The organism is Pseudomonas svalbardensis, assembly GCF_030053115.1.
In the GTDB taxonomy this organism is placed as follows: domain Bacteria; phylum Pseudomonadota; class Gammaproteobacteria; order Pseudomonadales; family Pseudomonadaceae; genus Aquipseudomonas; species Aquipseudomonas svalbardensis.
In genome coordinates this window covers 1,934,165-1,958,583 of sequence record NZ_CP125619.1, presented here as the reverse complement: position 1 = coordinate 1,958,583, position 24,419 = coordinate 1,934,165, and the positions used below count along the sequence as shown (strand labels likewise).

The following is a 24,419-nucleotide window of genomic DNA, read 5'->3' as shown; positions in this document are numbered from 1 at the left end:
GTAGCGGGTATATACCCGCTTAAGATCGGAAAAACCGGCATCACGCCAGTTCGTCCAGCAGTCGCAGCAAGGTTTCGCGTTTCTCGGCACCCAGACGGTCAATCAACCGCTGTTGCGCCGCTTCCCAGGCGGGCAAGGCCGCTTTTAGGCGTTCAATACCCGCCTCGGTGAGCATGACGATGCGATTGCGCATGTCTTCGCCCTCGACCAGCATCAGCAGGCCTTCGCCTTCCAGCACCCGCAGATTGCGCCCCAAGGTGCTGCGATCCAATCCCATGGCCTCGGCCAACGTGGAAATACTCGGCTTATCCAGACGCTGCAGATTACACAGCAGAGAATACTGGGCAACGTTGATCCCGAAGCCATCGAGCGCGCCGTCGTAGTGTCTGCTGACGCCACGGGCGGCGCGACGCAGGTTGATGCATAAACATTGGGAATCGAGCATGGTGCGTGTATATACCCGCGGTTGTGTTAAATCAAGTTACATGATGTGGGAAGTTCAGCAGATAGCCAATCCCACCAGCACCGCGACCTCAAGGATTTCCAGCAACGCCCCCGCCGTATCGCCCGTGGTGCCGCCCAATCGGCGCAGCATCACTTGCCGCAGCCAGACAAACACCAGCGCCGCCAGCACGACTGCCAACACGCCGCTGAGACCGGCAATCAAAACACACGCCAACGCACTCACCGCCAACACCTGCTTGCCCGCCAAACGCGGCAGATGATCGGCCAGCGCTTGCCCCAAGCCACCGGCGCGCACATAAGGCGTGGTCAGGAACAAGCCCAGCATCGCGCTGCGCCCGATCAACGGAACAATGATCAGGACAACGGCGTGTTGCTGCTCGATCAATGCCAGCAACGCGGCGAATTTGAGCAGCAACACCAGTACCAGCGTCACGACCGCAATCGGCCCGCTGCGCGGGTCCTTCATGATCGTCAACGTGCGCTCTCGATCGCCGAACCCACCGAGCCACGCATCGGCGCTGTCGGCCAGGCCGTCCAGGTGCAACGCGCCGCTGAGCAATACCCAAACCGTCAGCAACAGCGCTGCGTGAAGCAATAACGGCGTACCGAGCAGCAGCCAGTTGAACGCCCACAAAATCCCGCCGAACAGCAGGCCGACCAGCGGATAAAACAGCAACGACCGCCCCAACTCCTGTGGCGCCGGCATGCCCGGCAGACGAATCGGCAGACTGCTCAAAAATTGCAGGGCGATCCAGAACGGCAACATGGTCAGATCGCTTCCTTTAACAACACGCCGGATTCGACCGTCAGCGAAAACAACGCGCCATGCCCGACTTCGACGTTGAGCAACTGCTCACGAGGCAATCCCCGCGCCTGAGCCAGCAACAAGCGCATGACCCCGCCGTGACTGATCAGCAACACCCGCTCGCCTGCGTAGGTAGCCTGCAAGCGCCCAACAGCGGCCAACACCCGCGTCGAAAAATCCACCACCGCCTCACCCTGAGGCGGCGTAAACGAATAAGGGTCGGCCCAAAACAATCCCAACGCCTCGGCATCGGTGTCCATCAGAGCGGAGGCGCTCCGCCCTTCCCATGCGCCGAAGTGCAGCTCCTGGAGGTCTTTATCCAACTGCACCGGCAAACCAAGCTGTGCACCGAGTTCTTCGGCGAACCGCGCACACCGCTGCAGTGGCGAGCTGACCAAATGATCCCAAGGCCCCTGCTCGACCACCGCCGCGCGCATCTGCGCCCAGCCCTTTTCGGTCAGTGCATCGTCAAGGCTGCCGCGCAAGCCGCCGCCGAGTTCGGTTTCGCCGTGGCGCAACAGGTCCAGACGCAAAGTCATGCCGGACGGTCCGCCACGGCGGCCTCGGCGAAAGTCGCCATCTGCCCGTGAAGGTCGCACGCCAGACGCAGCAACGGCACGGCCAATGCGGCGCCACTGCCCTCACCCAGACGCAGGCCGAGGTCCAGCAGCGGTTCGGCGTTCAGGGTTTCCAGTACATGACGATGACCCGGCTCGGCGCCGCGATGACCGAACAACAGCCACTGACGGGATTCAGGGTTCAAGCGCACCGCCACCAACGCCGCGACACTGCAAATAAAACCGTCCACCAGCACCGCGACGCCTTCCTGAGCACACGCCAGATACGCGCCGACCAGCGCAGCGATTTCAAAACCGCCGAGGTTGTACAGGGTTTGTAGCGCATCGCCACGTTGAGCACTGTGCAACGCCAAAGCGCGCTCGATGACCTGAGCTTTATGGCTGACACCCGCCGCGTTCAAACCCGTGCCCGGCCCAGCCAAATGCACCACCGGGCAATCGAGCAAGGCACAGGCCAACGCGCTGGCCGCAGTGGTGTTACCGATGCCCATCTCGCCACCGATAAACAACTGCGCACCCGCCGCGATGGCGCGCTGCACGCTGTCGCGGCCGGCCTGCAAAGCGAGTTCGCCTTGAGCCGGCGTCATGGCCGCCCCTTCGACGAAATTCGCCGTGCCCGGGCCGATGTTCACGTGACGCACGCCTGGTAAATTCAACGACGGCGTCACCGTGCCGAGGTCGACAACTTCCAGGGATGCCCCGAGTTGCCGCGCCAACACGCTGATCGCCGCGCCACCGCTGACGAAGTTGTGCAGCATCTGCCCGGTGACTTCCTGAGGAAATGCCGACACCCCTTCCGCGACCACGCCGTGGTCACCGGCAAAAATCGCGATCCACAGCTGATCGAGTCTCGGCTTGACCTGCCCCTGCAACCCGGCCAATTGCACGGCCACCGACTCAAGCCGACCGAGGGAGCCGGCCGGTTTGGTCAGTTGCTGTTGACGGGCCTGCGCCTGCTCGACCGCTTGAGCATCGATCGGTTTGCATGGGTTCAGCCACCAGGATTGAGTCATAACGCAGTTCCTTTCAAAGTCAGGGGCAGGCCGGCGACGGTCAGGACAACTCGCTCACAGCGCTCGGCCAACGCTTGATGCAGCCAACCGGCTTCATCGACATAGCGGCGGGTCAATTCGCCCAGCGGCACGACACCCATTCCGGTCTCGTTGCTGACAAAAATGATTTCACCCGGCAGCGACGCCAGGCAGTCCAGCAACGCATCACGTTCGGCCGACAGACGCTCGGTGTCGTCGAGCATCAGCAGATTGGTCATCCACAACGTCAGGCAATCCACCAGCAGGCACCGATCGGTGCTGGCGGTTTCGCGCAGGACGCGGGCGAGTTCCACAGGCTCTTCGATCAATGCCCATTCGGCCGGACGACGGGCGCGGTGATGGGCGACCCGCTCGTTCATTTCACCGTCGAGCGGTTGACTGGTGGCGATGTAAGTCACTGCCAGAGCGCTGTCGGAGGCGAGTTTTTCGGCCAGGCGACTTTTGCCGGAGCGGGCGCCGCCGAGGATCAGTTGCAGCATGCTGATAACCCTTCTTTAAAACCCACAGAGCTCACGCAACAACCCGGTATCAAGATGCTTCTCCACCAGATCCGCCAGCCGCTCGATATCGCGCTCACGCAACGCGTGATAATCCACGTCCTGCACCGCCTGCAAACCTGCCCAGCGCAACAGCGCACTGCACGCCGCGGGCGATTCAAACAGCCCATGCAGATAGGTGCCGAATATCTGCCCGTCCACACTTTGCGCACCGTCGCAGCGACCGTCGTCCAGCTGCACCGCGGCGTTTTCCAACGCCGGCCCGGTGGTCACGCCGGCATGAATTTCATAGCCGCTGACCGGCGCGTCTTCGAGCGCCAGATGCCCGCGCACATTGCGCAATTGCTTCTCTTCTTCGAGCTGCGTTTCGAACGCCAACAAGCCCAAACCAGCACTGGAACCCGGTGCGCCTTCAAGGCCCAGCGGGTCGTGTACCTGCTCGCCGAGCATTTGCAAACCACCGCAAATGCCTAGCACTTTGCCGCCATAACGCAGATGACGACTGATCGCGGTGTCCCAGCCATTGGCCCGCAGATACGCGAGGTCGCTGCGCACGCTTTTCGAACCGGGGAGAATCATCAGGTCGGCCGGTGGAATCGCCTGGCCGGGGCCGATGAATTGCAGATCCACCTGCGGATGCAGGCGCAGCGGATCGAAATCGGTGTGATTGCTGATGCGCGGCAGCACCGGCACCACCACTTTCAGCACCTGGTCGGCCTTGTCGGTCTGACGCTGGTCAATGCCGTCCTCGGCCTCCAGGTGCAGGTCCATCACGTAAGGCAGAACGCCGATCACCGGTTTGCCGGTGCGCGCTTCCAGCCAGTCAAGACCCGGTTGCAGCAAAGCGATATCACCGCGAAACCGGTTGATGATGAAGCCTTTGACCCGCGCCTGCTCGCTGGGCGACAGCAGCTCCAGCGTGCCCACCAGATGCGCAAAAACCCCGCCGCGATTGATGTCGGCGATCAGCAGCACCGGACAATCCACCGCCTCGGCAAAGCCCATATTGGCAATGTCACCGGCACGCAGATTGATCTCGGCCGGCGAACCCGCGCCTTCGACCATGACCACTGGATAAGCCGCGCTCAACCGTTCATGAGAGGCCAGCACTGCTTGCATGGCGATGGCTTTGTAGTCGTGATACGCGACCGCGTTCATCGTCGTGACCGCGCGGCCATGGATGATCACTTGAGCGCCGGTGTCGCTGTTGGGCTTGAGCAGCACCGGGTTCATATCGGTGTGTGGCTCAAGGTTGGCGGCCTGAGCCTGCACCGCTTGCGCACGACCGATCTCGCCACCGTCGGCGGTCACGGCACTGTTCAGCGCCATGTTCTGTGGCTTGAACGGCACGACGCTCACACCCTGACGCGTGACCCAGCGGCACAACGCCGTCACCAGCGTACTTTTACCGGCGTCGGAAGTGGTGCCCTGCACCATCAACGTAGTCATTGGGTTTCCCTAGCGTAGGCTTCGAACGCTTGCGCGAGACGTGTCCAGTCGGCTTCATCGGCGGGCAAACCGAAACGCAGGCTGCTGTTGTGCGTGAACAACCGCAACAGAATGCCGCGCCGGGCCATGAACTCATGCAGGACTTCGGCGCTGTCGGTGATCAGCCATTGAAACAAGGCGCAGCCACCCTGGGGTTTGAAACCGTGGTGTTCAAGCAGCAGCGCCAGACGTTCACTGGCTTCATCAGCGCGAACCCGTTGCCGGGCATGCCCTTCGGTATCCAGCAGACAGGCCTGCCCCAGCACCCGTGTCGGCCCGCTGACCGCCCACGGTCCCACTTGCTCAGCCAGCAACTTGAGCAACTTGCGCTCGGCCAGCACAAAACCCAGGCGCACACCGGCCAGGCCGAAAAATTTGCCGAAGGAACGCAGCACGATCAACCCGACCTGATTGGAAAAAGGTGCGAGGCTCAGCTGCGGTGTGTTGTCCATGAACGCCTCGTCTACCACCAGCCAGCCACCACGTTGGGCCAGCCGCGAATGCCAGTCGAGCAGCCGACTCGGTGTCAGGCTCAGGCCGGTAGGATTGTTCGGGTTGACCACCACCAGCACGTCGAGGCTGTCGAGAAAGAAGTCGACTTCCTGCTCCAGCACTTCACGCACGATGTAGCCATTACGGCGCCACGCTTCGGCGTGTTCGGCGTAACACGGCGAGAGCACGCCGACCTTGCCGACCCGGCGCAAACGCGGCAGCAGCTGGATCGCCATTTGCGAACCGGCCACCGGCAGCACCTGAGCGGCGCCGTAATAATCACAGGCCGCCTGCTCCAGACCGTCATCGGTTTCCGGCAAACGCGCCCAGGCCCGCAACGGAATCTCCGGGACCGGAAACGGCCAGGGCGCGAGGCCGCTGGACAGGTCGAGCCAATCGGCTTCGGCGATGCCGTAATCGAGCGCCGCCTTGCGTAACCGACCACCGTGCTCAAGCATAAAATTCAGCCCCCACGCAGAGTATCAGCAACCATAACCATACCCCGCGCTGGACCAATTGCCAGCCGCGGTCGATGGAGTCGGCATCCGCCGGCACGCCTTCGCCTAGCGGCGGACGCTGATGCAGTTCACCGTGATAAATCGCCGCCCCGCCCAACTCGACACCGAGCGCACCGGCTCCGGCCGCCATCACCGGACCGGCATTCGGGCTGTCCCAGGTCGGGCCTTGAGTACGCCAGCATTTCAGCGCCAGTCGGGTTTTGCCCAGCAGCGCGTAGGTCAGCGCCACCAGGCGTGCTGGAATATAGTTGAGGACGTCGTCGATCTTTGCCGCGGCCCAGCCGAAACGCTCGAAGCGTTCATTGCGATAACCCCACATCGCATCCAGCGTGTTGCTCAAACGGTAGAGCACCACGCCAGGCGCGCCGGCCACGGCAAACCAGAACAACGCGGCAAATACTGCGTCGCTACCGTTCTCCAACACGGATTCGGTGGCGGCGCGGGCGACTTCGGTTTTATCCAGTTCGCTGGTCTGGCGGCTGACCAGATAGCTGACCCGTTTGCGCGCCTCGTCCAAATCATCGCTGCGTAGAGCCTTGGCCACCGGTTCGACGTGTTCACCGAGGCTGCGCATACCGAGGGCGCAATAGAGCACGAGAATTTCGACGATCCAGCCGACATAGGGCGCCCAGGAAAACGCCGTGGCCAGCAGGGTCAGCGGCAACACTGCAATCACCCAGGCAGTGACGCCATGGCTGCGCCAGCCGCGACCCTCACCATTGAAACGTTGCTCGATGCGATCGGCAAAACGGCCGAACGCCACCAGCGGATGCCAGCGTTTGGGTTCACCCAGCAGCGCATCCAGCGCAACCGCGGCGACACTCAACAACGCCACACTCATTGACTTACTCCCCAATAATTTTCGTACAGCAACTCACTGAGCGGACGCGCCTGCGCCCAGCCTTCAAGTACCAGCATCGGCGCCGGATAGAATTCCTTGACCGGCCCCAGGCAAAGAACGGCCAACGGCTTGGCTCCGGCCGGCAAACCCAGCAGGTCCGCCAGGGCTTGCGGCTCGAACAGCGACACCCAGCCCATGCCCAATCCTTCAGCGCGGGAGGCCAGCCAGAGGTTCTGGATCGCGCAGGACAACGAGGCCATATCCATTTCGGGCAAGGTGCGTCGGCCGAAGATGTGGCGCTCGCGATCGTCCATCAGCGCAGCGACCAGCACTTCGGCGCAGTCGTTGATGCCTTCGACTTTCAGCTTCATGAATTCGTCGGTGCGCTCGCCGAGGGCTTCGGCGGTGCGGATGCGTTCTTCTTCCACCAGTGACTGGATCTTGCCGCGCAAGGCTCGATCGCTGATGCGGATGAACCGCCAGGGCTGCATCAGACCGACACTCGGTGCCTGATGCGCGGCTTCGAGCAGGCGCCGCAGTAACTCCGGCTCGACGGTGCCACCGCTGAAATGACGCATGTCGCGGCGTTCGCCGATGGCTCGGTAGACCGCCGCGCGCTCAGCTTCGGAAAATGCGTTGTCGCTCATGGCCTCTTCGCGAGCAGGCTCGCTCCCACATTGGAAGGTGTGCTGTCTGAAGAAACGCGGTCCCCTGTGGGAGTGAGCCTGCTCGCGATGGCGGCCTCAAGGTCAGGCGCAAACAATGCGGCTACAGCAGTCGGATTGGATGGGAAATAAAAGTGCACATAAGAAGCCGTCATCCGCCCCTCACGATAAACCGCTTCCGCCCCACGCCCACCGTTAGGGCTCAGGCCACGAGCGATTGGCTCAAGTTCGGTGCTGGTTAGCGAATGGTGATAGGTGTGTCCGCGCAACGAACCTTCCGGCAACTCGACTGCCTGCAACGCCAGCGCGGCCAGACGCTTTTGCATCACCGCATCACCGGCCAGCAAGCCGACTAATTCAGCGCGAGTGCCCTCGACATCGGTCAACGAATCGAGCAGATACAGCATGCCGCCGCACTCGGCCAACAACGGTTTCCCCGCCGCATGGTGAGCGCGGATTGCGGCCAGCATCGTGGTGTTCTGTGCCAGCGCTACATGGTGCAATTCGGGATAACCACCCGGCAGATAGAGGCTATCTGCCTCCGGTAATTGCGTGTCACGGATCGGCGAGAAAAACGACAACTCGGCGCCCATGGCGCGGAGCAAATCCAAGCTTGCACCGTAGGTGAAGGCAAACGCTTCGTCACGGGCCACGGCAATCCGCACACCGGCCAGCAGCGGCTCGGCAGCGATCACATCAGGGGCGGCGAATTCCACCGCTGGTGGCAGCGCGACTTCGCAACTGCTGGCCAGTGCATCGGCCGCCGCATCGAGGCGCAGATCGAGATCGTTCAACTCACTGGCCTGAACCAGACCCAAATGGCGACTCGGCAATTCGATCCCGGTTTCCCGGGACAACGCGCCGTACCAGCGCAAACCTTCAGTGAGGCTGCCTTCCAGTAATTGCGCGTGACGCAGGGTGCCGACGCGGTTGGCCAGCACACCGGCAAACGGCAAGTCCGGCTGATAACGCGCCAGCCCCAACGCCAGTGCGCCAAAGGTCTGGGCCATGGCCGTGCCGTCGATTACACCGAGCACCGGCACACCGAAGTGCCGCGCCAGATCTGCGCTGGACGGCGTACCGTCGAACAGGCCCATGACGCCTTCGATGAGGATCAGATCGGCTTCGCCGGCGGCTTCCCACAACAGTCGACGACTTTCCTGCTCGCCGACCATCCACATGTCCAGTTGATACACCGGTGCACCGCTGGCGCGCTCAAGAATCATAGGGTCGAGAAAATCCGGGCCGCATTTGAACACGCGCACCTTGCGCCCCTGATTGCGATGCAAACGGGCCAGCGCGGCGGTCACGGTGGTCTTGCCCTGACCGGAGGCCGGCGCGGCAATCAATACCGCCGGGCAATGACGTGGCTGACTCACAATTCGACGCCTTTTTGCGCTTTGATCCCGGCCTGGAATGCGTGCTTGATCACGCCCATTTCGGTGACGGTGTCAGCCAGTTCGATCATCTCCGGTTTCGCACCGCGACCGGTGACCACCACGTGCTGCATCGGCGGACGGGCCTGCAAGTCACTGAGCACCTGATCGAGATCCAGATAACCGTGCTTGAGCGCGATGTTCAATTCATCCAGCACCACCAGGCCGATCGACGGATCACACAGCAATTCGCGGGACACCGCCCACGCGGCTTCAGCGGCGGCGATGTCACGCTGGCGATCCTGGGTTTCCCAGGTGAAGCCCTCGCCCATCACATGAAAACGCACCTGTTCCGGAAAGCGCCGGAAGAACAGTTCTTCGCCAGTGCTGCTGCGCCCTTTAATGAACTGCACCACGCCACACTGCATGCCGTGGCCCATGGACCGGGCGAGCATGCCGAAGGCCGAACTGCTTTTGCCTTTGCCGTTGCCGGTCAGCACCAGCAGCAGGCCGCATTCATTCGGGGAATTGGCGATGCGTTCGTCGATCACGGCTTTTTTGCGCAGCATGCGCGCCAGATGACGTTCGTCACGATCGGGGGTATCAGTCATGGGGGAGCTCTCCGTTGAGGCTGGATAACGGCGGGCAGGCACAAGAATAGACGGCAAAAAGCCTGGCATCGCCCACCGTGATGCCGCTGGATGGATCAGGCCGGTCTCCGGGCTCATGAGCGGCGTTTTGCCTGACTGCGCGCCTTCCCATGTCGACAGTCGACACAGTGGCTCAAGGCGCAGTCTTCACTCATTTACCGTTGCGGGGGCAGCGCCGGGATCATGGCTCTTCGTCATTTGAAGATCGTCACTCACCGGCTTCCCTGTTTCACTCTGTCGACCAAGGTCACAGAGCACCTGAAACAAGCCGCGAAGGTTAGAGGGTTGGGGATGGAGCGTCAATTGAAGACGGGCGGCCTGCGAGCGAATAACTGCCGTCGATCAATTATCTGACGCCAATCTTGTGCCACACTCTCAGCAGTGATATCAAAGAGCCATAACCTCACAACACAATAACAAGGGTGAGCCGCATGCAAGGCATGATCATCAGCAATCCGAAGCTGGAATTCCTGCGCCCGGTGCTGGAACGCTGGTTTGACTGTATCGACCGCTACAACGCCGTGCGCGGCGATAACGACACGCCTTACTGGTTCGACGAAAAGGCCAACCTGGGCCTGCTTTCCGCCGCGGCCTGGATGGCAGAAATGGTTACGCTGCAACAAACACCGACCCGTAAACAGACCGAAGAAGGCGAACGCAATGGCCGCGCCGACCTGTTTATCGCGACCAGCGAAGAACGCGCTTACCTTCAGGCGACCCAGCGCTGGCCACGCGTCAACAGCCTGAACCTGACTCAAGCATTGCAGGACATCACCAGCGACGCCAAGCGCATCAGCTACGCCAGCGACCTGAAACTCGGCTGCCTGTTCGTTGCGCCGCAAAAGGCCCAACAAAGCGCTACTCCGGAAGAACTCCAGGACATGGTCGACGACCTGCAAAAGGAACACACCTGCGCGGTGGCCTGGTATTTCCCCTACGCGTATCGCAAGTTGCGCAACGAAGCCGGCAACTATCACCCCGGCATCGCCGTGCTGTTCAAGGAAGCCCGCGGCTGACCGGTTGAACCATCGCGCACCTGCGCTTCTCTATTGATTAGGTCAATGCATTCATAGGGAAGATCAGCATGCGCAAGCCTCAGCTCGCTCTCGTCATCGTGCTCGCCGGAGGGCTTGCCGCCTGTGGTGAAACCTCCAGGCTGCAAGTCTCCGACGGCACCGGCCCGTCACCCAAGCTACCAGAACCCAACAAAACCCTGATCCCGACAGTGAACATCGCCCCGGCGATTGGCTGGCCGGACGGCGCGAAACCTATCGCCACGACGGGGACTCAGGTGACGGCTTTTGCTGATGGTCTCGACCACCCGCGCTGGCTCTACGTGCTGCCCAACGGCGACGTGCTGGTCGCCGAAACCAACGCACCATCCAAACCCGATGACGGCAAAGGTATTCGTGGCTGGGTCATGGGCAAAGTCATGGGCCGTGCCGGCGCCGGCGTACCGAGCCCGAACCGCATCACGCTGCTGCGGGACAAGGATCACGACGGGGTCGCCGAAACCCGCACGGTGTTCCTGGAAAACCTCAACTCGCCCTTCGGTATGACCCTGGTCGGCAATGACCTGTACGTCGCCGACACCGACCGCTTGCTGCGCTTCCACTATGAAAACGGCGAGACGGCGATCAAGTCACAGCCGATGAAGGTGATCGACCTGCCGGGCGGTACGCTGAATCATCACTGGACCAAAAACGTCATCGCCAGCAAGGACGGCAGCAAGCTGTACGTCACGGTGGGTTCCAACAGCAACGTGGCCGAAAACGGCATGGACAAGGAAGAAGGTCGCGCGGCGATCTGGGAAGTGGATCGCGCCACCGGCAATCATCGAATCTTCGCCTCGGGGATTCGTAATCCAAACGGCTTGGCCTGGGAACCTCGAAGCGGCGCACTGTGGACGGCGGTTAACGAGCGCGATGAAATCGGCAGTGATCTGGTGCCCGACTACATCACTTCAGTGAAGGACGGCGGGTTCTACGGCTGGCCTTACAGTTATTACGGTCAGCACGTCGACATCCGCGTCGAGCCGCAAAACCCCGACCTGGTGGCCAAGGCCATTGCGCCGGACTACGCGGTCGGCCCGCATACCGCATCGCTGGGCCTGACGTTTGCTGAAGGCAACAGACTGCCGGCGCAGTTCAAGGAAGGGGCGTTCATCGGCCAGCATGGCTCATGGAACCGTAAACCGCACAGTGGCTATAAAGTGATTTTTGTACCGTTCAGCGCAGGGAAGCCGACTGGACAGCCGGTGGATGTGCTTACTGGTTTCCTCAATGACGAGGAAAAAGCCATGGGCCGGCCGGTGGGTGTGGTGATTGACCAGCAGGGTGATTTGTTGGTGGCGGATGACGTGGGCAACAAGGTGTGGCGCGTGTCGGCGGCCAAGTAAACGCCTAACGCTTGCGGCACAGTGTCAATCCATCGCCCAATGGCAACAGCGACAGATCCACACGCGGGTCATCCTTCAAGGCGCGATTGAGCGCCTGGATGGCTCGGGTGTCTTCGCTCTCGGGATTGTCCTCAAGCACCCGGCCACTCCACAGCGTGTTATCAAACACCGCCAGACCGCCGATGCGCAGCAGACGTAATGCGTGCTCCAGATAGCGTGGGTAGTTGGCTTTGTCGGCATCGATGAAGATCAGGTCGAATGGCACTTGCTGATCCAGCTGAGCCAGGGTTTCCAGCGCGGGCGCCAGACGCAGATCGATCCGCTCGGCAAGACCCGCCTCCTGCCAGTAACAGCGCGCGATGGCGTTGTAGTCGCCGGGTATGTCACAGCAGATCAGCGAACCGTCATCCGGCAATGCAGCCGCCATGCACAACGCGCTGTAACCGGTGAAGGTGCCGATTTCCAGCAGACGCTTGGCACCGGTGAGTTTCACCAATAGCGCGAGGAATTGCCCCTGCTCCGGCGCCACCTGCCAGCGAGCCATGGGCAGCGCCTGGGTTTCGTCACGCAAACGCTTGAGCAACGGCGTTTCGCGCAATGAAACGTCGAGCAGGTATTGATACAGAGAATCGTCGAGATTGAGGGTGCGAGCGGTCATGACAACCTCTGCAATTTATGGGTTGCGTGCCAAGTGCTCAGGTTGCAAGACGCGCTTGGCACTCAGATAGGCTTTCTGCCAGTAAGCTTTGGACAAGCTGTCGAGCTTCACCGTGCCGCCGGTGGCCGGCGCATGGACGAAGCGACCTTCGCCGACGTAGATCCCGGCGTGACTGACCTGAGAACCGCCATTGGTGGCGAAGAAGATCAGGTCACCGGTTTGCAGGCCTTCCTTGCCCACGCTGGCCGCCTGCATGCTGATCATCTCGCGCGTGGTACGCGGCAGAGAAATGCCGGCGACGTCACGATAGACATAACCGATCAGCCCGCTGCAATCGAAACCCGAATCCGGCGTGTTGCCACCCCAACGATACGGCGTGCCCACCAGGCCGAGCGCGCGGAACAATACGTCTTCTGCCTCAGGGGAGAATGCTTGGGAGGAACTGAAAATAATGGGAGCGCGAACCACCGGCGCAGGAGGCGGTGTACGGCTGGCGCAGGCGCTGAGCAGCGCTGCGAAGAACATGATTGCGAGGCGGGCCGACGTCGACATATGCAGAGCATCCTGATCTGGCTGCGGCTTTTTCTGCAGGGGGCGCAGAAAAGAAAACCGCCTGCGCAGGACGCAGGCGGTTTGCCATCAATAATAGATCAGGATTCTAGCTGCTACGTGGCAAACTTCAAGTAAGACTTTAAGTTCACCTTACAAAAAGTCCGTTTACTTGCGAGCCGTGACGATCGTCGGGGCCGCAGTCGGTGCCATCGCCAGTGCGCGCTTGGCTTCGATGAAGGTTTTGCTCCAGTAGCTGTCGCCCAGGCTATCGATCCGGACACCACCGCTTTTACGGCTGCTGGAATGGATGAACTGGTTGTCACCCAGGTAGATCCCGGCGTGACTGACGCGGCCGCGACGGCCATTGGTGGCGAAAAACAGCAAGTCGCCCGGCTCCAGTTTGCTGCGAGAAACCAGCGGAGCGTCGACGTTGATCATTTCGCGAGTGGAGCGTGGCAGGTTCAGGCCGGCTTCTTCACGAAACAGGTAACCGATGAAGCCGCTGCAATCAAAGCCAGCTTCGGAGGTGCCGCCGAAACGGTAACGGGTACCTATCAGGGACATGCCGCGTTCGAGGATGCTGTCAGCAAGAACGGGAAGCTGGTACGACTTGCCGCCGGCGAAGTCTGCCAGTTCTTTTTCGGTGGCCGCCTCTTCCTGGAAAAGAGCTTGCTGATAAAGAGCGGAAGATTGGGCGGTAGCAGAATTCTTAACCTGCTGTTGTTGCTCTTGCTGGGACACTGGGGAGTGAGCAGCGCAACCGAACAACAGGGTGACGAGTGCGAGGGGCACGAGGGGTGCAAAGCGATTTAGCATGGGCACGACCGTGACTGATAGTTCTAAAGAAGCCGAGACTATGCCTACTATCATCCTCATTTGCAAATTCAATCGAACTTTATGTGACTTCTTGGTTTCGCGTTTACATCTAAGCGCTGAAGCCCGTTTTAGACAGTCGCGCAGCCTGCAACCCTGTAGGAAAGCGAAATTCTTGACGCCTGAAATATGCCTAAACCCGCTGCAGGCCCTTGGTTTTACCAGCCTAACGTTTCTTTCAGGAACGGAATTGTCAGCTTGCGCTGAGCTTGAAGGGAGGCCTGATCGAGACGCTCAAGCAGCTCGAAAAGTGCACTCATGCTGCGCGTACCGCGGGTCAAAATAAAATGCCCGACTTCATCGGTCAGGTGCAATCCACGACGAGATGCCCGCAGTTGCAAGGCACGCAATTTGTCTTCGTCGGAGAGCGGACGCATCTGAAAGATCAGCGCCAACGTCAGACGGGATTTGAGGTCCGCCAGCTTCACCGGCAGCTCACGCGGGGATGTCGAAGCGGCGATCAACAGGCGTCGACCGCTGTCACGCAGACGATTGAACAGATGGAACAGCGCCTCTTCCCAATCCGCCCGACCGGCCACCGCCTGCAAATCATCCAGGCAGACCAGTTCGTACTGTTCGAGGTTGTCGAGGATGGCGATGCCGCGATCAAGCAGTTCGGCCAACGGCAAATACACCGCCGGCTCCCCCAGCTGTTCAAAGCGCAGGCAGGCCGCCTGCAACAAATGCGTACGCCCTACCCCGTCCTTGCCCCAGAGATAAATCAGGCTTTCGGTCCAGCCGGCGTCGGCTTCGCATAGCCGCTCGACATAGCCGAGTGCAGCGGCATTGGCGCCTGGATAGTAATTGATAAAGGTAGCGTCATCACGCAGACGCACACCTAGGGGCAGCTGAATCGGTTTCATGCTGACTGAACAGTTCCAAAGGAACCGTTAGTGGCCTCTGTGTAAAGTTTGCGAAGTTTATACCCGTGAGGCGGGTCGCACAATGCGACAGACCACAAGCAAAATCAAAGGTTTGCGTTAACGCCCTGGTTTTATGACAGTTTCTTTGGCGGCGCATGTGACAGCCGCGCGAGGGATTCGGGTCAACCTGGCATGGAACCAGGCTGCCCGCGATGCTTGATCAGGCCCTGTTAAATCTCGGGCTCATCAACCCCGCTGTACATACCCGAATCTTTATACAAATCATGCATATGGCGAACCAGCACCATGATCACCGCCGCCACTGGCAATGCCAGCAGCACACCGGTAAATCCGAACAGTTCGCCCCCTGCCAGAATCGCGAAGATCACCGCCACCGGGTGTAGACCGATCTTGTCCCCCACCAACAATGGCGTCAGCACCATGCCTTCCAGCGCCTGCCCCACCATGAACACCGCGACGATACCGAACATGGGATACAGATCGCCGCCGAACTGGAACAGACCGGCAATCAAGGCCGCGCCGATCCCGATGACAAACCCCATGTACGGCACGATCGCCGCCAGACCGGCAATCAACCCGATCAACAGCCCTAGCTCCAGCCCTACCAACATCAGGCCGGCCGCGTAGATCACGCCCAATGCCACCATGACCAGCAACTGCCCGCGCACGAATGCACCCAGCACTTCATGGCATTCACCTGCCAGGGTCACGACACGCTCTTCGCGATCACGGGGCAGCAGGCTGCGGATCTTGGCCATCATCAGGTCCCAGTCCCGCAGCAAATAGAAGACCACCACCGGGATCAGCACCAGATTCGCCAGCAAGCCAATCAATGCGAGGCCGGAGGCCGTTGCCTGACTCAGCACAACACCGACAATGTCAGTGGTTTGGCCCATGTGCTCACTGATCGCAGCCTTGAGCTTGTCGAACTTCCAGAAATTATCCGACAGTCCAAATTTCGATTGCGCCCACGGCAGTGCGGTGTGCTGCAACCAATCGAGCATCTGCGGCGTCAGTTCGTACAAACGAAACAGCTGCTTGGCGAGCATCGGTATCAACACCAGCAGCAAGGTCGTGAAGATCAGGGTGAACAGCGCAAACACCGCCACCACGCCCCAGGTCCGAGACAGGCCGGCCTTCTCCAGCCGATCCACCAGCGGATCGAACAGATAGGCCAGCAGCAACGCGACCAGGAACGGGGTCAGAATCGGATGCAACAACCAGACAAACACGCAGAGCAGAAGCACCCCACCCAACCAGAACCAACGCCGCGTATCGGCCATGTACCACTCCATATGCATCTATATAAAGAAAGAAAACCGTTACCAACGGAATCGCAACTGCGGCACAGGTGCCGGAGTCGGCGCTACTACCGGCGCCGAACCCTCGGCCGGCTGAGCCGGTGCTACTGGCGCCGGCGCTTCACCGGCTGGAACTTCCTGCAACTTCGCCAACGACAATTGCGCCCTCAGTTGCTCGGCGCTGCCATTGACCCGGTAGAGAATCCGGTCGCCGTCGACACTTTGCAGACGCGCACCAAACGGCTCCAGCAAGCGCCCAAGTGCCGCGTAACGCTCCAGGTTCACGCCCTGCACTTCGAGCAATTGTTCACCCGAAGCACCTGGCTTGACCACAAAACGAGGCGCCAGCCGTTGACTGACCGCCAGCATCACCGCATCAGCCACAGCAGCCTGATCCGCGCCCTGAACACTGCCCGCCTCCTTCTTGTTGCCCAGCCACAACTGCCACTTGGCCTGCCACTGTCCGCCCTCTTCACGGGCATGCACCGCGAGCAAGGCGTCAGCGTTGTAACGCTCCGATGCGCCGCGCAGTGGCGTCGCGTCCGTACCTTCCAGATTCGGTGCCGTGGCGACAATCTGCTCACTCAGATCCGCCAGCGGCAGGCGCAGCGGCAAACCACGGTGTTGCGCTGCTCGACGCAGCGGTGCAGCACTGGCCTGCCCATCGCCGACCAGACTCGAACCCTCGGTGGAATCGTTCAACCACCAGCCGAGGATCGAAGGCCGGTTCGCCCCCCACAACGACAGCCCGGCACGGCGTAACGCTTGCTCGGTGGTGGCCGGGTCAAAATCGACCTTCAGCACTTCCGGCGGGCCAGCGTCAAAGCCGTACTGACTGATGATTTGCTGCGGGTCCTTGCGCAGTGCCGCCAACCCCGGACTTTGCGCAGCCTTGGGATCGCCGGTCAGACGCAACACCAACGTATCCAGCGCTTGCTGGGTCGCTTGATCGCGCACTTCCGGGGTTTGACCACTGACAGGCTGACGCACCTGATACAGGCTTTTGACGGTTTCGGCATGACTCGCCAGGCTGACCAATGACAAACAGCCCGCAAACAAAAATCTAGAAAAAAAGCGCATGGAGGATTCCTGACGACAAGAGCGGCTGGAACAGGCCGCGTGAACCGGATTGAGCAAGGCTGTGACCACGCCCCCAAGCAAAACATTCACCCGACCCCGGCAAGTTTTTGCACTGTCATAACGATAGACGGTTAATAGCGATACCTTATACAGCCATGAAGGAGGCGACCAACACGGGCAATGAAGGTTTTTTTAAGCTGATATGCCCCTGCCGTCGGCCTGAGGATGGCCGCTGCCCCTCAAGCCTGATAAAATCGCGCGCCTTCGCAGACCGGCAACAGCCGGGCACCCTGAAATTCGCGGATGGCAATCGCCTTCGTCAGTTTCGGTGGTCCCACTGGACTCGGTCGTTACCCCTGAATCCCCCCTAAAGGCCTGGATCATGAGCAAGCAACCCTCCCTGAGCTACAAGGACGCCGGTGTAGACATCGACGCCGGTGAAGCATTGGTCGAACGCATCAAGAGCGTCGCCAAGCGCACTGCGCGCCCGGAAGTCATGGGCGGCCTGGGCGGTTTCGGCGCCCTCTGCGAAATCCCGGCCGGCTACAAGCAGCCAGTACTGGTTTCCGGCACTGACGGCGTCGGCACCAAGCTGCGCCTGGCACTGAACCTGAACAAGCACGACAGCATCGGCATCGACCTGGTTGCCATGTGCGTGAACGACCTGGTGGTCTGCGGCGCCGAGCCGCTGTTCTTCCTCGACTACTACGCTACCGGCAAACTCAACGTCGAAACCGCGACACAAGTCGTGACCGGCATTGGCGCTGGCTGTGAATTGTCCGGCTGCTCCCTGGTTGGCGGCGAAACCGCTGAAATGCCTGGCATGTACGAAGGCGAAGACTACGACCTGGCCGGCTTCTGCGTCGGCGTCGTGGAAAAATCCGAAATCATCGACGGTTCCAAAGTCGCTGCCGGCGATGCCCTGCTCGCCCTGCCGTCTTCCGGCCCGCACTCCAACGGCTACTCGCTGATCCGCAAGATCATCGAAGTGTCCGGTGCCGACATCGAGAACATCCAGCTCGACGGCCAACCGCTGACCGACCTGTTGATGGCCCCGACCCGTATCTACGTGAAGCCGCTGCTCAAGCTGATCAAGGAAACCGGCGCGGTCAAAGCCATGGCCCACATCACCGGTGGTGGCCTGCTGGACAACATCCCGCGCGTTCTGCCAAAAGGCGCACAAGCCGTGGTTGACGTCGCGAGCTGGACCCGACCTGCCGTGTTCGACTGGCTGCAAGAGAAAGGCAACGTCGACGAAAACGAAATGCACCGCGTGTTGAACTGCGGCGTCGGCATGGTCATCTGCGTCGCTCAAGAGCACGTAGAAACCGCGCTGAACGTCCTGCGTGAAGCCGGCGAGCAGCCTTGGGTCATCGGTCAGATCTCCACCGCTGCCGAAGGCGCGGCCTCGGTTGAACTGAAGAACCTCAAGGCACACTGATGCAAGAGCGGATGTCCCAGACCTGTGATGTGGTGGTGCTGTTGTCCGGCACCGGCAGTAACTTGCAGGCCTTGATCGACAGCACGCGGACCGGCGACAGCCCGGCCCGCATCGCTGCGGTGATTTCCAACCGCGCCGACGCCTACGGCCTGCAACGCGCCAGGGACGCGGGTATCGACACCCGCACCCTGGATCACAAGGCTTTCGAAGGCCGCGAGGCCTTCGATGCCGCGCTGATCGAACAGATCGACGCGTTCAACCCCAAACTCGTGGTACTGGCCGGCTTCATGCGCATTCTCAGCGCTGACTTCGTGCGCCACTACGCGGGTCGCCTGCTCAACATCCATCCCTCGCTGCTACCCAAATACAAAGGGTTACACACGCATCAGCGCGCGCTGGAGGCCGGCGACACCGAGCACGGCTGCTCAGTGCACTTCGTCACCGAGGAACTCGATGGCGGACCACTGGTCGTACAGGCAGTAATACCGGTAGAGTTGCACGATTCGCCGCAGAGTCTGGCGCAGCGAGTCCATACCCAGGAACACCTGATCTACCCGTTGGCTGTACGCTGGTTTGCCGAAGGTCGTTTATCACTCGGCGAGCAAGGTGCTTTACTGGATGGAAAGTTACTCGCGGCCAGCGGCCACTTGATTCGAACCTAGGAGATTTTATGCGTCGCGCCCTGCTCTTCGCTTGCGCTCTGCTCGCACTGCCATTTGCGCAGGCTGCAGAACTTCAACCTTTCTCCGCCAGCTACACCGCTGACTGGAAGCAGTTGCCCATGAGCGGCACCGCTGAACGCAGCCTGACCAAGCAAGCCAACGGCGCCTGGAAGCTCAGCTTCAAGGCCTCGATGATGATCGCCAGCCTGACCGAAGAAAGCACCCTGACCCTGGACAAGGACACCCTGCTGCCGCAGTCCTACCACTTCGAACGTGGCGGCCTGGGCAAAGCCAAGAAGGCTGACCTGGATTTTGACTGGACCAACAAAATGGTCACCGGCACCGATCGCGGTGACCCGGTCAAGATCCCGCTCAACCGCGGCATGGTCGACAAATCCACTTATCAGCTCGCCCTGCAGCACGACGTGGCCGCTGGCAAGAAAAGCATGAGCTATCAAGTCGTCGACGATGGTGAAGTCGATACCTATGATTTCCGCGTGCTGGGTTCGGAAAAGGTCGACACCAAAGCTGGCCAGATCGAAGCAATCAAGGTCGAGCGCGTGCGCGACCCGACACAAAGCAAGCGCATCACCGTCCTGTGGTTCGCCAAAGACTGGGATTACCTGCTGGTTCGTCTGCAACAGGTTGAAACCGACGGCAAGGAGTACAACATCATGCTCCTCGACGGTACGGTCAACGGCAAGGCTGTCAAAGGCAACTGATCCGGCCCGACACAAAAATCCGGAATCCGATAAGGGTTCCGGATTTTTTTTGCCTGCTGAAATTCAGATCCGCGCCAGCGCCTGTGCCAGGTCGGCGCGCAGGTCTTCGACATCCTCGACCCCCACGGACAACCGCACCAACGCATCACCGATGCCGAGTTGCGCACGAGTATCCGCGGGGATGCTGGCGTGGGTCATGATCGCCGGGTGCTCGATCAGGCTTTCCACACCGCCCAGGCTCTCGGCCAAGGCAAAGATCCGTACACTCTCGAGGAAACGCGTGGCACCGGCCAGGTCGGTGTTCAGGTCGAGGGATATCATCCCGCCGAAACCGCGCATCTGCCGCTGCGCCAGTTCATGCTGCGGGTGCGACGGCAGCCCCGGATAATAGACGCGCGCCACCTGCGGTTGACGCTCCAGCCATTGCGCCAGGTCCAGCGCGTTGTTGCAGTGGCGTTCCATGCGCAGCGCCAGGGTCTTAACGCCGCGCAGGGTGAGGAAAGCGTCGAAAGGCCCGGCGATCGCGCCCACCGCGTTCTGCAGGAAGCCCAGACGCTCCGCCAGGTCTGCGTTTTGTCCGACCACCGCGATGCCGCCGATCACATCGGAGTGGCCGTTCAGGTATTTGGTGGTCGAGTGCAGCACGATGTCGAAGCCCAGCTCCAGCGGGCGCTGTATCCATGGGCTGGCAAAGGTGTTGTCGGCCACACAAATGATGCCTCGCTGGCGGCAGATGCGGGCGATGGCAACGAGGTCAGTGAGGCGCAGCAAAGGATTGCTCGGCGTCTCGACCATGACCATCCGCGTGTCGTCCTGCAGCGCCGCTTCGAAGGCCGACACATCAGTCAGGTCGACGAAGCTGAAGCGATGCCCGGCGCTGCGCCGGCGCACTTTATCGAACAGGCGGAAAGTACCGCCGTACAGGTCATTGCCAGAGACGATGTGCGAATCAGCATCGAGCAATTCGAGCACGGTGGAAATCGTCGCCAGCCCGGAGGCGAACGCGAAGGCCTGGGTGCCGCCTTCAAGGTCCGCAACGCAACGCTCCAGCGCAAAGCGCGTCGGGTTGTGCGAGCGCCCGTAGTCGAAGCCTTTGTGCACTCCGGGGCTCTGCTGCAAATAGGTGGAGTTGGCATAAATCGGCGGCATCAGCGCGCCGGTGGAAGGGTCGGGCGTTTGCCCGGCATGGATCACACGGGTGGCGAAGGCGCGTGGCACAGCGTTTTCATCGTGTTGACTCATGTAAGCGATCTCCGTAGGTGAATGAGCATGTCGACTCGAGTAATCAAGCCGTAGAAGCCCGAAGCGTCGGCGATGATCGCCACCAGCCCACGGTCGAGCTCCGCCCGTAGTTCCGCCAGACTGGCGCTTGGAGGCAGGGTTTGCAGCTGATCGGTCATCGCGCTGGCCACGCTCGCGCGAAAGTGCGAAGCATCTTCTTGCATGCCAAGCAGAATGTCGGACTCGTCGATCACGCCGACCAGCCGCTGCCCGCCCTCCAGCACCGGCAGTTGCGACACATCAGCCAGGCGCATGCGCTGGAACGCGGTGAGCAGCGTATCGTCCGGGCCCACGCTGATCACCCGGCCATCCTCAAAGCGCCGTGAGATCAGGTCGCGCAGATCGCCGTAATGTTTGTACTGCAGCAGGCCCTGATCGTTCATCCACTGGTCGTTATAGACCTTTGACAGGTAGCGTGTGCCGGTGTCGCAGACGAAGCTGACGACCCGCTTCGGCTCGGTTTGCTCGCGGCAGTAACGCAGCGCCGCCGCCAGCAGTGTGCCCGTCGAGGAACCGCCGAGAATGCCTTCGGCGCGCAGCAGTTGGCGGGCATGATCGAAGCTTTCCTCATCGCTGATCGAATACGCGTGGCGCACGCTGGACAGGTCGGCAATCGACGGAATGAAGTCCTCGCCGATGCCCTCCACCGCCCAGGAGCCGGGCGTGCTCATGGTGCCGCTGCGGCTGTATTCGGCCATCACCGAGCCGACCGGATCGGCCAGCACCATGACCAATTCCGGCTGCACGCGGCGAAAGAAACGGGTCAGCCCGGTCAGCGTACCGGCCGAGCCAACGCCGACGACGATGGCGTCCAGATCATGCTGAGTCTGCGCCCAGATCTCCGGCGCGGTGCTGCATTCGTGGGCCAGCGGGTTGGCCGGGTTGTTGAATTGATCGGCGAAGAAAGCGTCGGGAATTTCCAGCGCCAGCCGCGCCGCAACGTCCTGGTAGTAATCGGGATGGCCCTTGCCGACGTCGGAGCGGGTAATGTGCACCTCGGCGCCCATCGCCTTGAGGTGCAAAACCTTCTCGGTGGACATCTTGTCCGGCACCACCAACACCACTCGGTAACCCTTGGCACGGCCGACCAGGGCCAGGCCAAGGCCGGTGTTGCCGGCGGTCGCCTCAACGATGGTGCCGCCGGGACGCAAGCGGCCATCGCGCTCGGCGGCGTCGATCATCGCCAGGCCGATGCGATCTTTGATCGAACCGCCGGGGTTCTGCGATTCGAGTTTGAGGAACAGCGTGCACGGGCCGGTATCGAAACGGCTGACGCGCACCAGCGGCGTATTGCCGATCAGTTCGAGTACGGCGGGTCGGGAGTCGGTGGGCATGTCGTCACCTCGCTACGCAAATCAGCACTGGATGGACAGCAACCGGCGGCGAGTCATCGCGCGCCAGTCGCAGGCAAAGCATCGCTTGGACCATAGGCCGGGATGGCGCCACCCGCAACCTTGCACAGCCAGCCGGTAGCGTCGCAGGAACGACAAATCCGCTCGGCGTTCAGACCGAAAACCGCGCCACCATCGTATTCAGATCGACCGCCAACCGAGACAGCTCCTGGCTTGCGGCACTGGTTTGATTGGCCCCGGCCGACGTCTGCAATGCCAGATCGCGAATGTTCATCAGGTTGCGATCCACCTCTCGCGCGACAGCCGCTTGCTCCTCTGAGGCGCTGGCAATCACCAGGTTGCGTTCATTGATCAGGGTAAACGCCGTGGCGATTTCCTCCAGCGCCGTGCCGGCGGCTTTCGCCACTTCCAGGGTCGAACGCGCGCGCGTGTTGCTCTGCTGCATCGAGCTGACCGCAGCATCGGTGCCTTGCTGGATGCCAGTAATCATCTGCTCGATTTCCTGGGTCGATTGCTGCGTCCGGTGCGCCAGCGCTCGCACTTCATCGGCCACCACCGCAAACCCGCGCCCGGCACTCCCGGCCCGCGCTGCTTCGATGGCCGCGTTCAGGGCCAGCAAGTTCGTCTGCTCGGCAATCGAACGAATCACATCCAGGACTTTGCTGATGCCATAAACTTTCTGCGCCAGGTCCTCGACCTGGGTCGCATTGGCCGTGACATCGTCGGCCAGGGATTCGATGGACAACACGGTCTGATGCACCTGCTCGCGACCGTGCTGGGCGATCCGGTCGGATTCCCGAGACGCTTCGGACGTGGCCACCGCATTGCTCGCAACCTCCTCCACCGCAGCGGTCATCTGATTCACCGCCGTGGCGGCCTGGTCGATTTCCAGGCTCTGCTGATGCAGGCCCCGGGTGGCCTCTTCGGTCACACAACTGAGTTCTTCCGAGGCCGAGGCCAATTGGCTGGATGAGTCGGAGATACGCCGCAGGGTTTCGCGCAAACTCCCCTGCATGCTTTTGAGCGCGTGCAACAGCCGCGCCGGCTCGTCCTTGCCGGTGATGCTGATATCACCGGTGAGATCGCCGCCAGCCACCCCTTCAGCCACCTTCAACGATTGAGAAAGCGGCACGACGATGCTGCGGGTCAGCAGCAGCGCCAGGCCGATGGTCATCAGCGCCGTCAGGCCAATCATCACCCCGACCCAGACCCGCGAATGGCTGAACACCTGGCGCCCCGCCTCCGTCGCCAGGTTAGCGTTGTGTTTGTTCAGTTCGACCAATGCCTTGAGGGTGGCGGCGATTTCATCGGCCAACGGACTCATCTCGCCATTGAGGATGGCGGCCGCCTCTTCCACCCGTCCCTGAGCAGACAGCGTCATCACCTGCGTCTGAAACTGCAGGTAGTGTTGCTCCGAGACTTTGAAGCGGTCGAACAGCACACGCTCTTCGGGCAGCACGATCAGCGCGTCATACCACTGCTGAGGCTCACCCAGGACGCCTTTGAGCTCGTCGAGTTTGCTGACGTTTTGCGCCAGCGCCTGCGGGTCCCGATTGATCAGCAGGCGCATGGTCAATGCCCGCAGCCGCAGCATGTCCTGATTCATCTCCCCGACCGCCATCACACTGGGCAGCCAGTTGTCATCGACCTGATCGGACTGCGCGCGCATTTTCGACATTTGCAGCAGGGCGAACGCCCCCAATCCAAACACCATCAACGCCAGCAGGCCAAAACCCAGGCCCGCGCGCGGCGCAATATTGAGACTTCTGATACTCATTGCTCTGGTTC

General features: G+C 61.2%; 25 protein-coding genes and 1 riboswitch. Of the genes, 5 read left to right on the top strand and 20 right to left on the bottom strand.

The features are described 5' to 3' along the window. Positions 1-40 precede the first annotated feature (40 nt). Genes QFX16_RS08970 through cobO form a run of 11 tightly spaced genes read right to left on the bottom strand, consistent with a single transcriptional unit; the run spans position 41 to position 9,388 of the window. Entirely contained in the window at positions 41-445 is a 405-nt protein-coding gene (locus QFX16_RS08970; RefSeq protein ID WP_283183641.1) for a MarR family winged helix-turn-helix transcriptional regulator, read from the bottom strand. Between the two features lie 54 nt (positions 446-499). Next, positions 500-1,231: an adenosylcobinamide-GDP ribazoletransferase gene (locus QFX16_RS08965; protein WP_283183640.1), complete on the bottom strand. Its 732-nt coding sequence runs from the start codon at positions 1,229-1,231 to the stop codon at positions 500-502. 2 nt (positions 1,232-1,233) lie between these two features. Then, positions 1,234-1,809: an alpha-ribazole phosphatase family protein gene (gene cobC / locus QFX16_RS08960; RefSeq protein WP_283183639.1), complete on the bottom strand. Its 576-nt coding sequence runs from the start codon at positions 1,807-1,809 to the stop codon at positions 1,234-1,236. After that, positions 1,806-2,861, bottom strand: coding sequence for a nicotinate-nucleotide--dimethylbenzimidazole phosphoribosyltransferase (gene cobT / locus QFX16_RS08955; protein WP_283183638.1), 1,056 nt, complete (start codon positions 2,859-2,861; stop codon positions 1,806-1,808). Before cobT ends, cobC begins: the two co-directional genes overlap by 4 nt. Beyond that, complete coding sequence (cobU, locus tag QFX16_RS08950) at positions 2,858-3,379, bottom strand: bifunctional adenosylcobinamide kinase/adenosylcobinamide-phosphate guanylyltransferase (protein WP_283183637.1); 522 nt, start codon at positions 3,377-3,379, stop codon at positions 2,858-2,860. The genes cobT and cobU overlap by 4 nt, the downstream gene beginning before the upstream one ends. A gap of 15 nt (positions 3,380-3,394) precedes the next feature. Further along, complete coding sequence (locus QFX16_RS08945) at positions 3,395-4,846, bottom strand: cobyric acid synthase (RefSeq protein ID WP_283183636.1); 1,452 nt, start codon at positions 4,844-4,846, stop codon at positions 3,395-3,397. Then, positions 4,843-5,835, bottom strand: coding sequence for a threonine-phosphate decarboxylase CobD (gene cobD / locus QFX16_RS08940; protein WP_283183635.1), 993 nt, complete (start codon positions 5,833-5,835; stop codon positions 4,843-4,845). The genes QFX16_RS08945 and cobD overlap by 4 nt, the downstream gene beginning before the upstream one ends. Continuing rightward, the gene (cbiB, locus tag QFX16_RS08935; RefSeq protein WP_095130118.1) at positions 5,828-6,736 is read right to left on the bottom strand and encodes an adenosylcobinamide-phosphate synthase CbiB; all 909 of its coding nucleotides are present in this window, start codon (positions 6,734-6,736) and stop codon (positions 5,828-5,830) included. The genes cobD and cbiB overlap by 8 nt, the downstream gene beginning before the upstream one ends. Then, a complete protein-coding gene (bluB, locus tag QFX16_RS08930; RefSeq protein ID WP_283183634.1) occupies positions 6,733-7,383 on the bottom strand; it encodes a 5,6-dimethylbenzimidazole synthase in 651 nt (216 codons plus the stop codon). The genes cbiB and bluB overlap by 4 nt, the downstream gene beginning before the upstream one ends. Next, positions 7,380-8,780, bottom strand: coding sequence for a cobyrinic acid a,c-diamide synthase CobB (locus tag QFX16_RS08925; protein WP_283183633.1), 1,401 nt, complete (start codon positions 8,778-8,780; stop codon positions 7,380-7,382). The genes bluB and QFX16_RS08925 overlap by 4 nt, the downstream gene beginning before the upstream one ends. Next, positions 8,777-9,388, bottom strand: a complete 612-nt coding sequence (gene cobO, locus QFX16_RS08920) for a cob(I)yrinic acid a,c-diamide adenosyltransferase (RefSeq protein WP_283183632.1) — start codon at positions 9,386-9,388, stop codon at positions 8,777-8,779. Before cobO ends, QFX16_RS08925 begins: the two co-directional genes overlap by 4 nt. Positions 9,389-9,469: 81 nt before the next feature. Further along, positions 9,470-9,704: riboswitch (cobalamin riboswitch) on the bottom strand. Positions 9,705-9,858: 154 nt separating this feature from the next. On the opposite strand from cobO, the gene QFX16_RS08915 reads away from it, so the two are divergent. Together QFX16_RS08915 and QFX16_RS08910 are read left to right on the top strand one after the other, a co-directional pair. Next, entirely contained in the window at positions 9,859-10,443 is a 585-nt protein-coding gene (locus tag QFX16_RS08915; RefSeq protein ID WP_283183631.1) for a hypothetical protein, read from the top strand. Positions 10,444-10,511: 68 nt separating this feature from the next. Next, positions 10,512-11,825 (top strand): PQQ-dependent sugar dehydrogenase, encoded by a 1,314-nt coding sequence (locus QFX16_RS08910; RefSeq protein WP_283183630.1) that lies wholly within the window; start codon positions 10,512-10,514, stop codon positions 11,823-11,825. 4 nt (positions 11,826-11,829) lie between these two features. Here QFX16_RS08910 and QFX16_RS08905 read toward each other — a convergent pair whose 3' ends face one another. The 6 genes from QFX16_RS08905 to QFX16_RS08880 all read right to left on the bottom strand — a co-directional run bounded on the left by QFX16_RS08905 (position 11,830) and on the right by QFX16_RS08880 (position 17,173). Further along, entirely contained in the window at positions 11,830-12,483 is a 654-nt protein-coding gene (locus QFX16_RS08905) for a class I SAM-dependent methyltransferase (protein WP_283183629.1), read from the bottom strand. Positions 12,484-12,498: 15 nt separating this feature from the next. Next, a complete protein-coding gene (locus tag QFX16_RS08900; RefSeq protein WP_129442324.1) occupies positions 12,499-13,035 on the bottom strand; it encodes a C40 family peptidase in 537 nt (178 codons plus the stop codon). Positions 13,036-13,200: 165 nt separating this feature from the next. Continuing rightward, positions 13,201-13,851 (bottom strand): C40 family peptidase, encoded by a 651-nt coding sequence (locus QFX16_RS08895; RefSeq protein WP_129442322.1) that lies wholly within the window; start codon positions 13,849-13,851, stop codon positions 13,201-13,203. Between the two features lie 215 nt (positions 13,852-14,066). Continuing rightward, a complete protein-coding gene (gene hda / locus QFX16_RS08890; RefSeq protein WP_008148645.1) occupies positions 14,067-14,771 on the bottom strand; it encodes a DnaA regulatory inactivator Hda in 705 nt (234 codons plus the stop codon). Between the two features lie 230 nt (positions 14,772-15,001). Beyond that, the gene (locus tag QFX16_RS08885) at positions 15,002-16,075 is read right to left on the bottom strand and encodes an AI-2E family transporter (protein ID WP_283183628.1); all 1,074 of its coding nucleotides are present in this window, start codon (positions 16,073-16,075) and stop codon (positions 15,002-15,004) included. 39 nt (positions 16,076-16,114) lie between these two features. After that, a complete protein-coding gene (locus QFX16_RS08880) occupies positions 16,115-17,173 on the bottom strand; it encodes a DUF8605 domain-containing protein (protein ID WP_283183627.1) in 1,059 nt (352 codons plus the stop codon). Between the two features lie 382 nt (positions 17,174-17,555). On the opposite strand from QFX16_RS08880, the gene purM reads away from it, so the two are divergent. From purM to QFX16_RS08865, 3 genes are read left to right on the top strand one after another with little or no spacing between them, the layout of a single operon-like run. Continuing rightward, complete coding sequence (purM, locus tag QFX16_RS08875) at positions 17,556-18,614, top strand: phosphoribosylformylglycinamidine cyclo-ligase (protein ID WP_283183626.1); 1,059 nt, start codon at positions 17,556-17,558, stop codon at positions 18,612-18,614. An 11-nt stretch (positions 18,615-18,625) separates the two neighbouring features. After that, entirely contained in the window at positions 18,626-19,276 is a 651-nt protein-coding gene (gene purN / locus QFX16_RS08870) for a phosphoribosylglycinamide formyltransferase (RefSeq protein ID WP_008148637.1), read from the top strand. An 8-nt stretch (positions 19,277-19,284) separates the two neighbouring features. Continuing rightward, positions 19,285-19,998 carry a DUF3108 domain-containing protein gene (locus QFX16_RS08865; RefSeq protein ID WP_283183625.1) on the top strand — a complete coding sequence of 238 codons (714 nt, stop codon included), beginning with the start codon at positions 19,285-19,287 and terminating at the stop codon, positions 19,996-19,998. Between the two features lie 63 nt (positions 19,999-20,061). Here the strand turns inward: QFX16_RS08865 and QFX16_RS08860 are convergent, their stop codons facing one another. The 3 genes from QFX16_RS08860 to QFX16_RS08850 all read right to left on the bottom strand — a co-directional run bounded on the left by QFX16_RS08860 (position 20,062) and on the right by QFX16_RS08850 (position 24,408). After that, a complete protein-coding gene (locus QFX16_RS08860) occupies positions 20,062-21,240 on the bottom strand; it encodes a trans-sulfuration enzyme family protein (RefSeq protein WP_283183624.1) in 1,179 nt (392 codons plus the stop codon). Beyond that, on the bottom strand, positions 21,237-22,613 hold the full coding sequence (locus tag QFX16_RS08855; protein WP_283183623.1) for a pyridoxal-phosphate dependent enzyme: 1,377 nt from the start codon (positions 22,611-22,613) through the stop codon (positions 21,237-21,239). The genes QFX16_RS08860 and QFX16_RS08855 overlap by 4 nt, the downstream gene beginning before the upstream one ends. A gap of 169 nt (positions 22,614-22,782) precedes the next feature. Further along, positions 22,783-24,408, bottom strand: coding sequence for a methyl-accepting chemotaxis protein (locus tag QFX16_RS08850; RefSeq protein WP_283183622.1), 1,626 nt, complete (start codon positions 24,406-24,408; stop codon positions 22,783-22,785). Between the last annotated feature and the right edge of the window lie 11 nt (positions 24,409-24,419).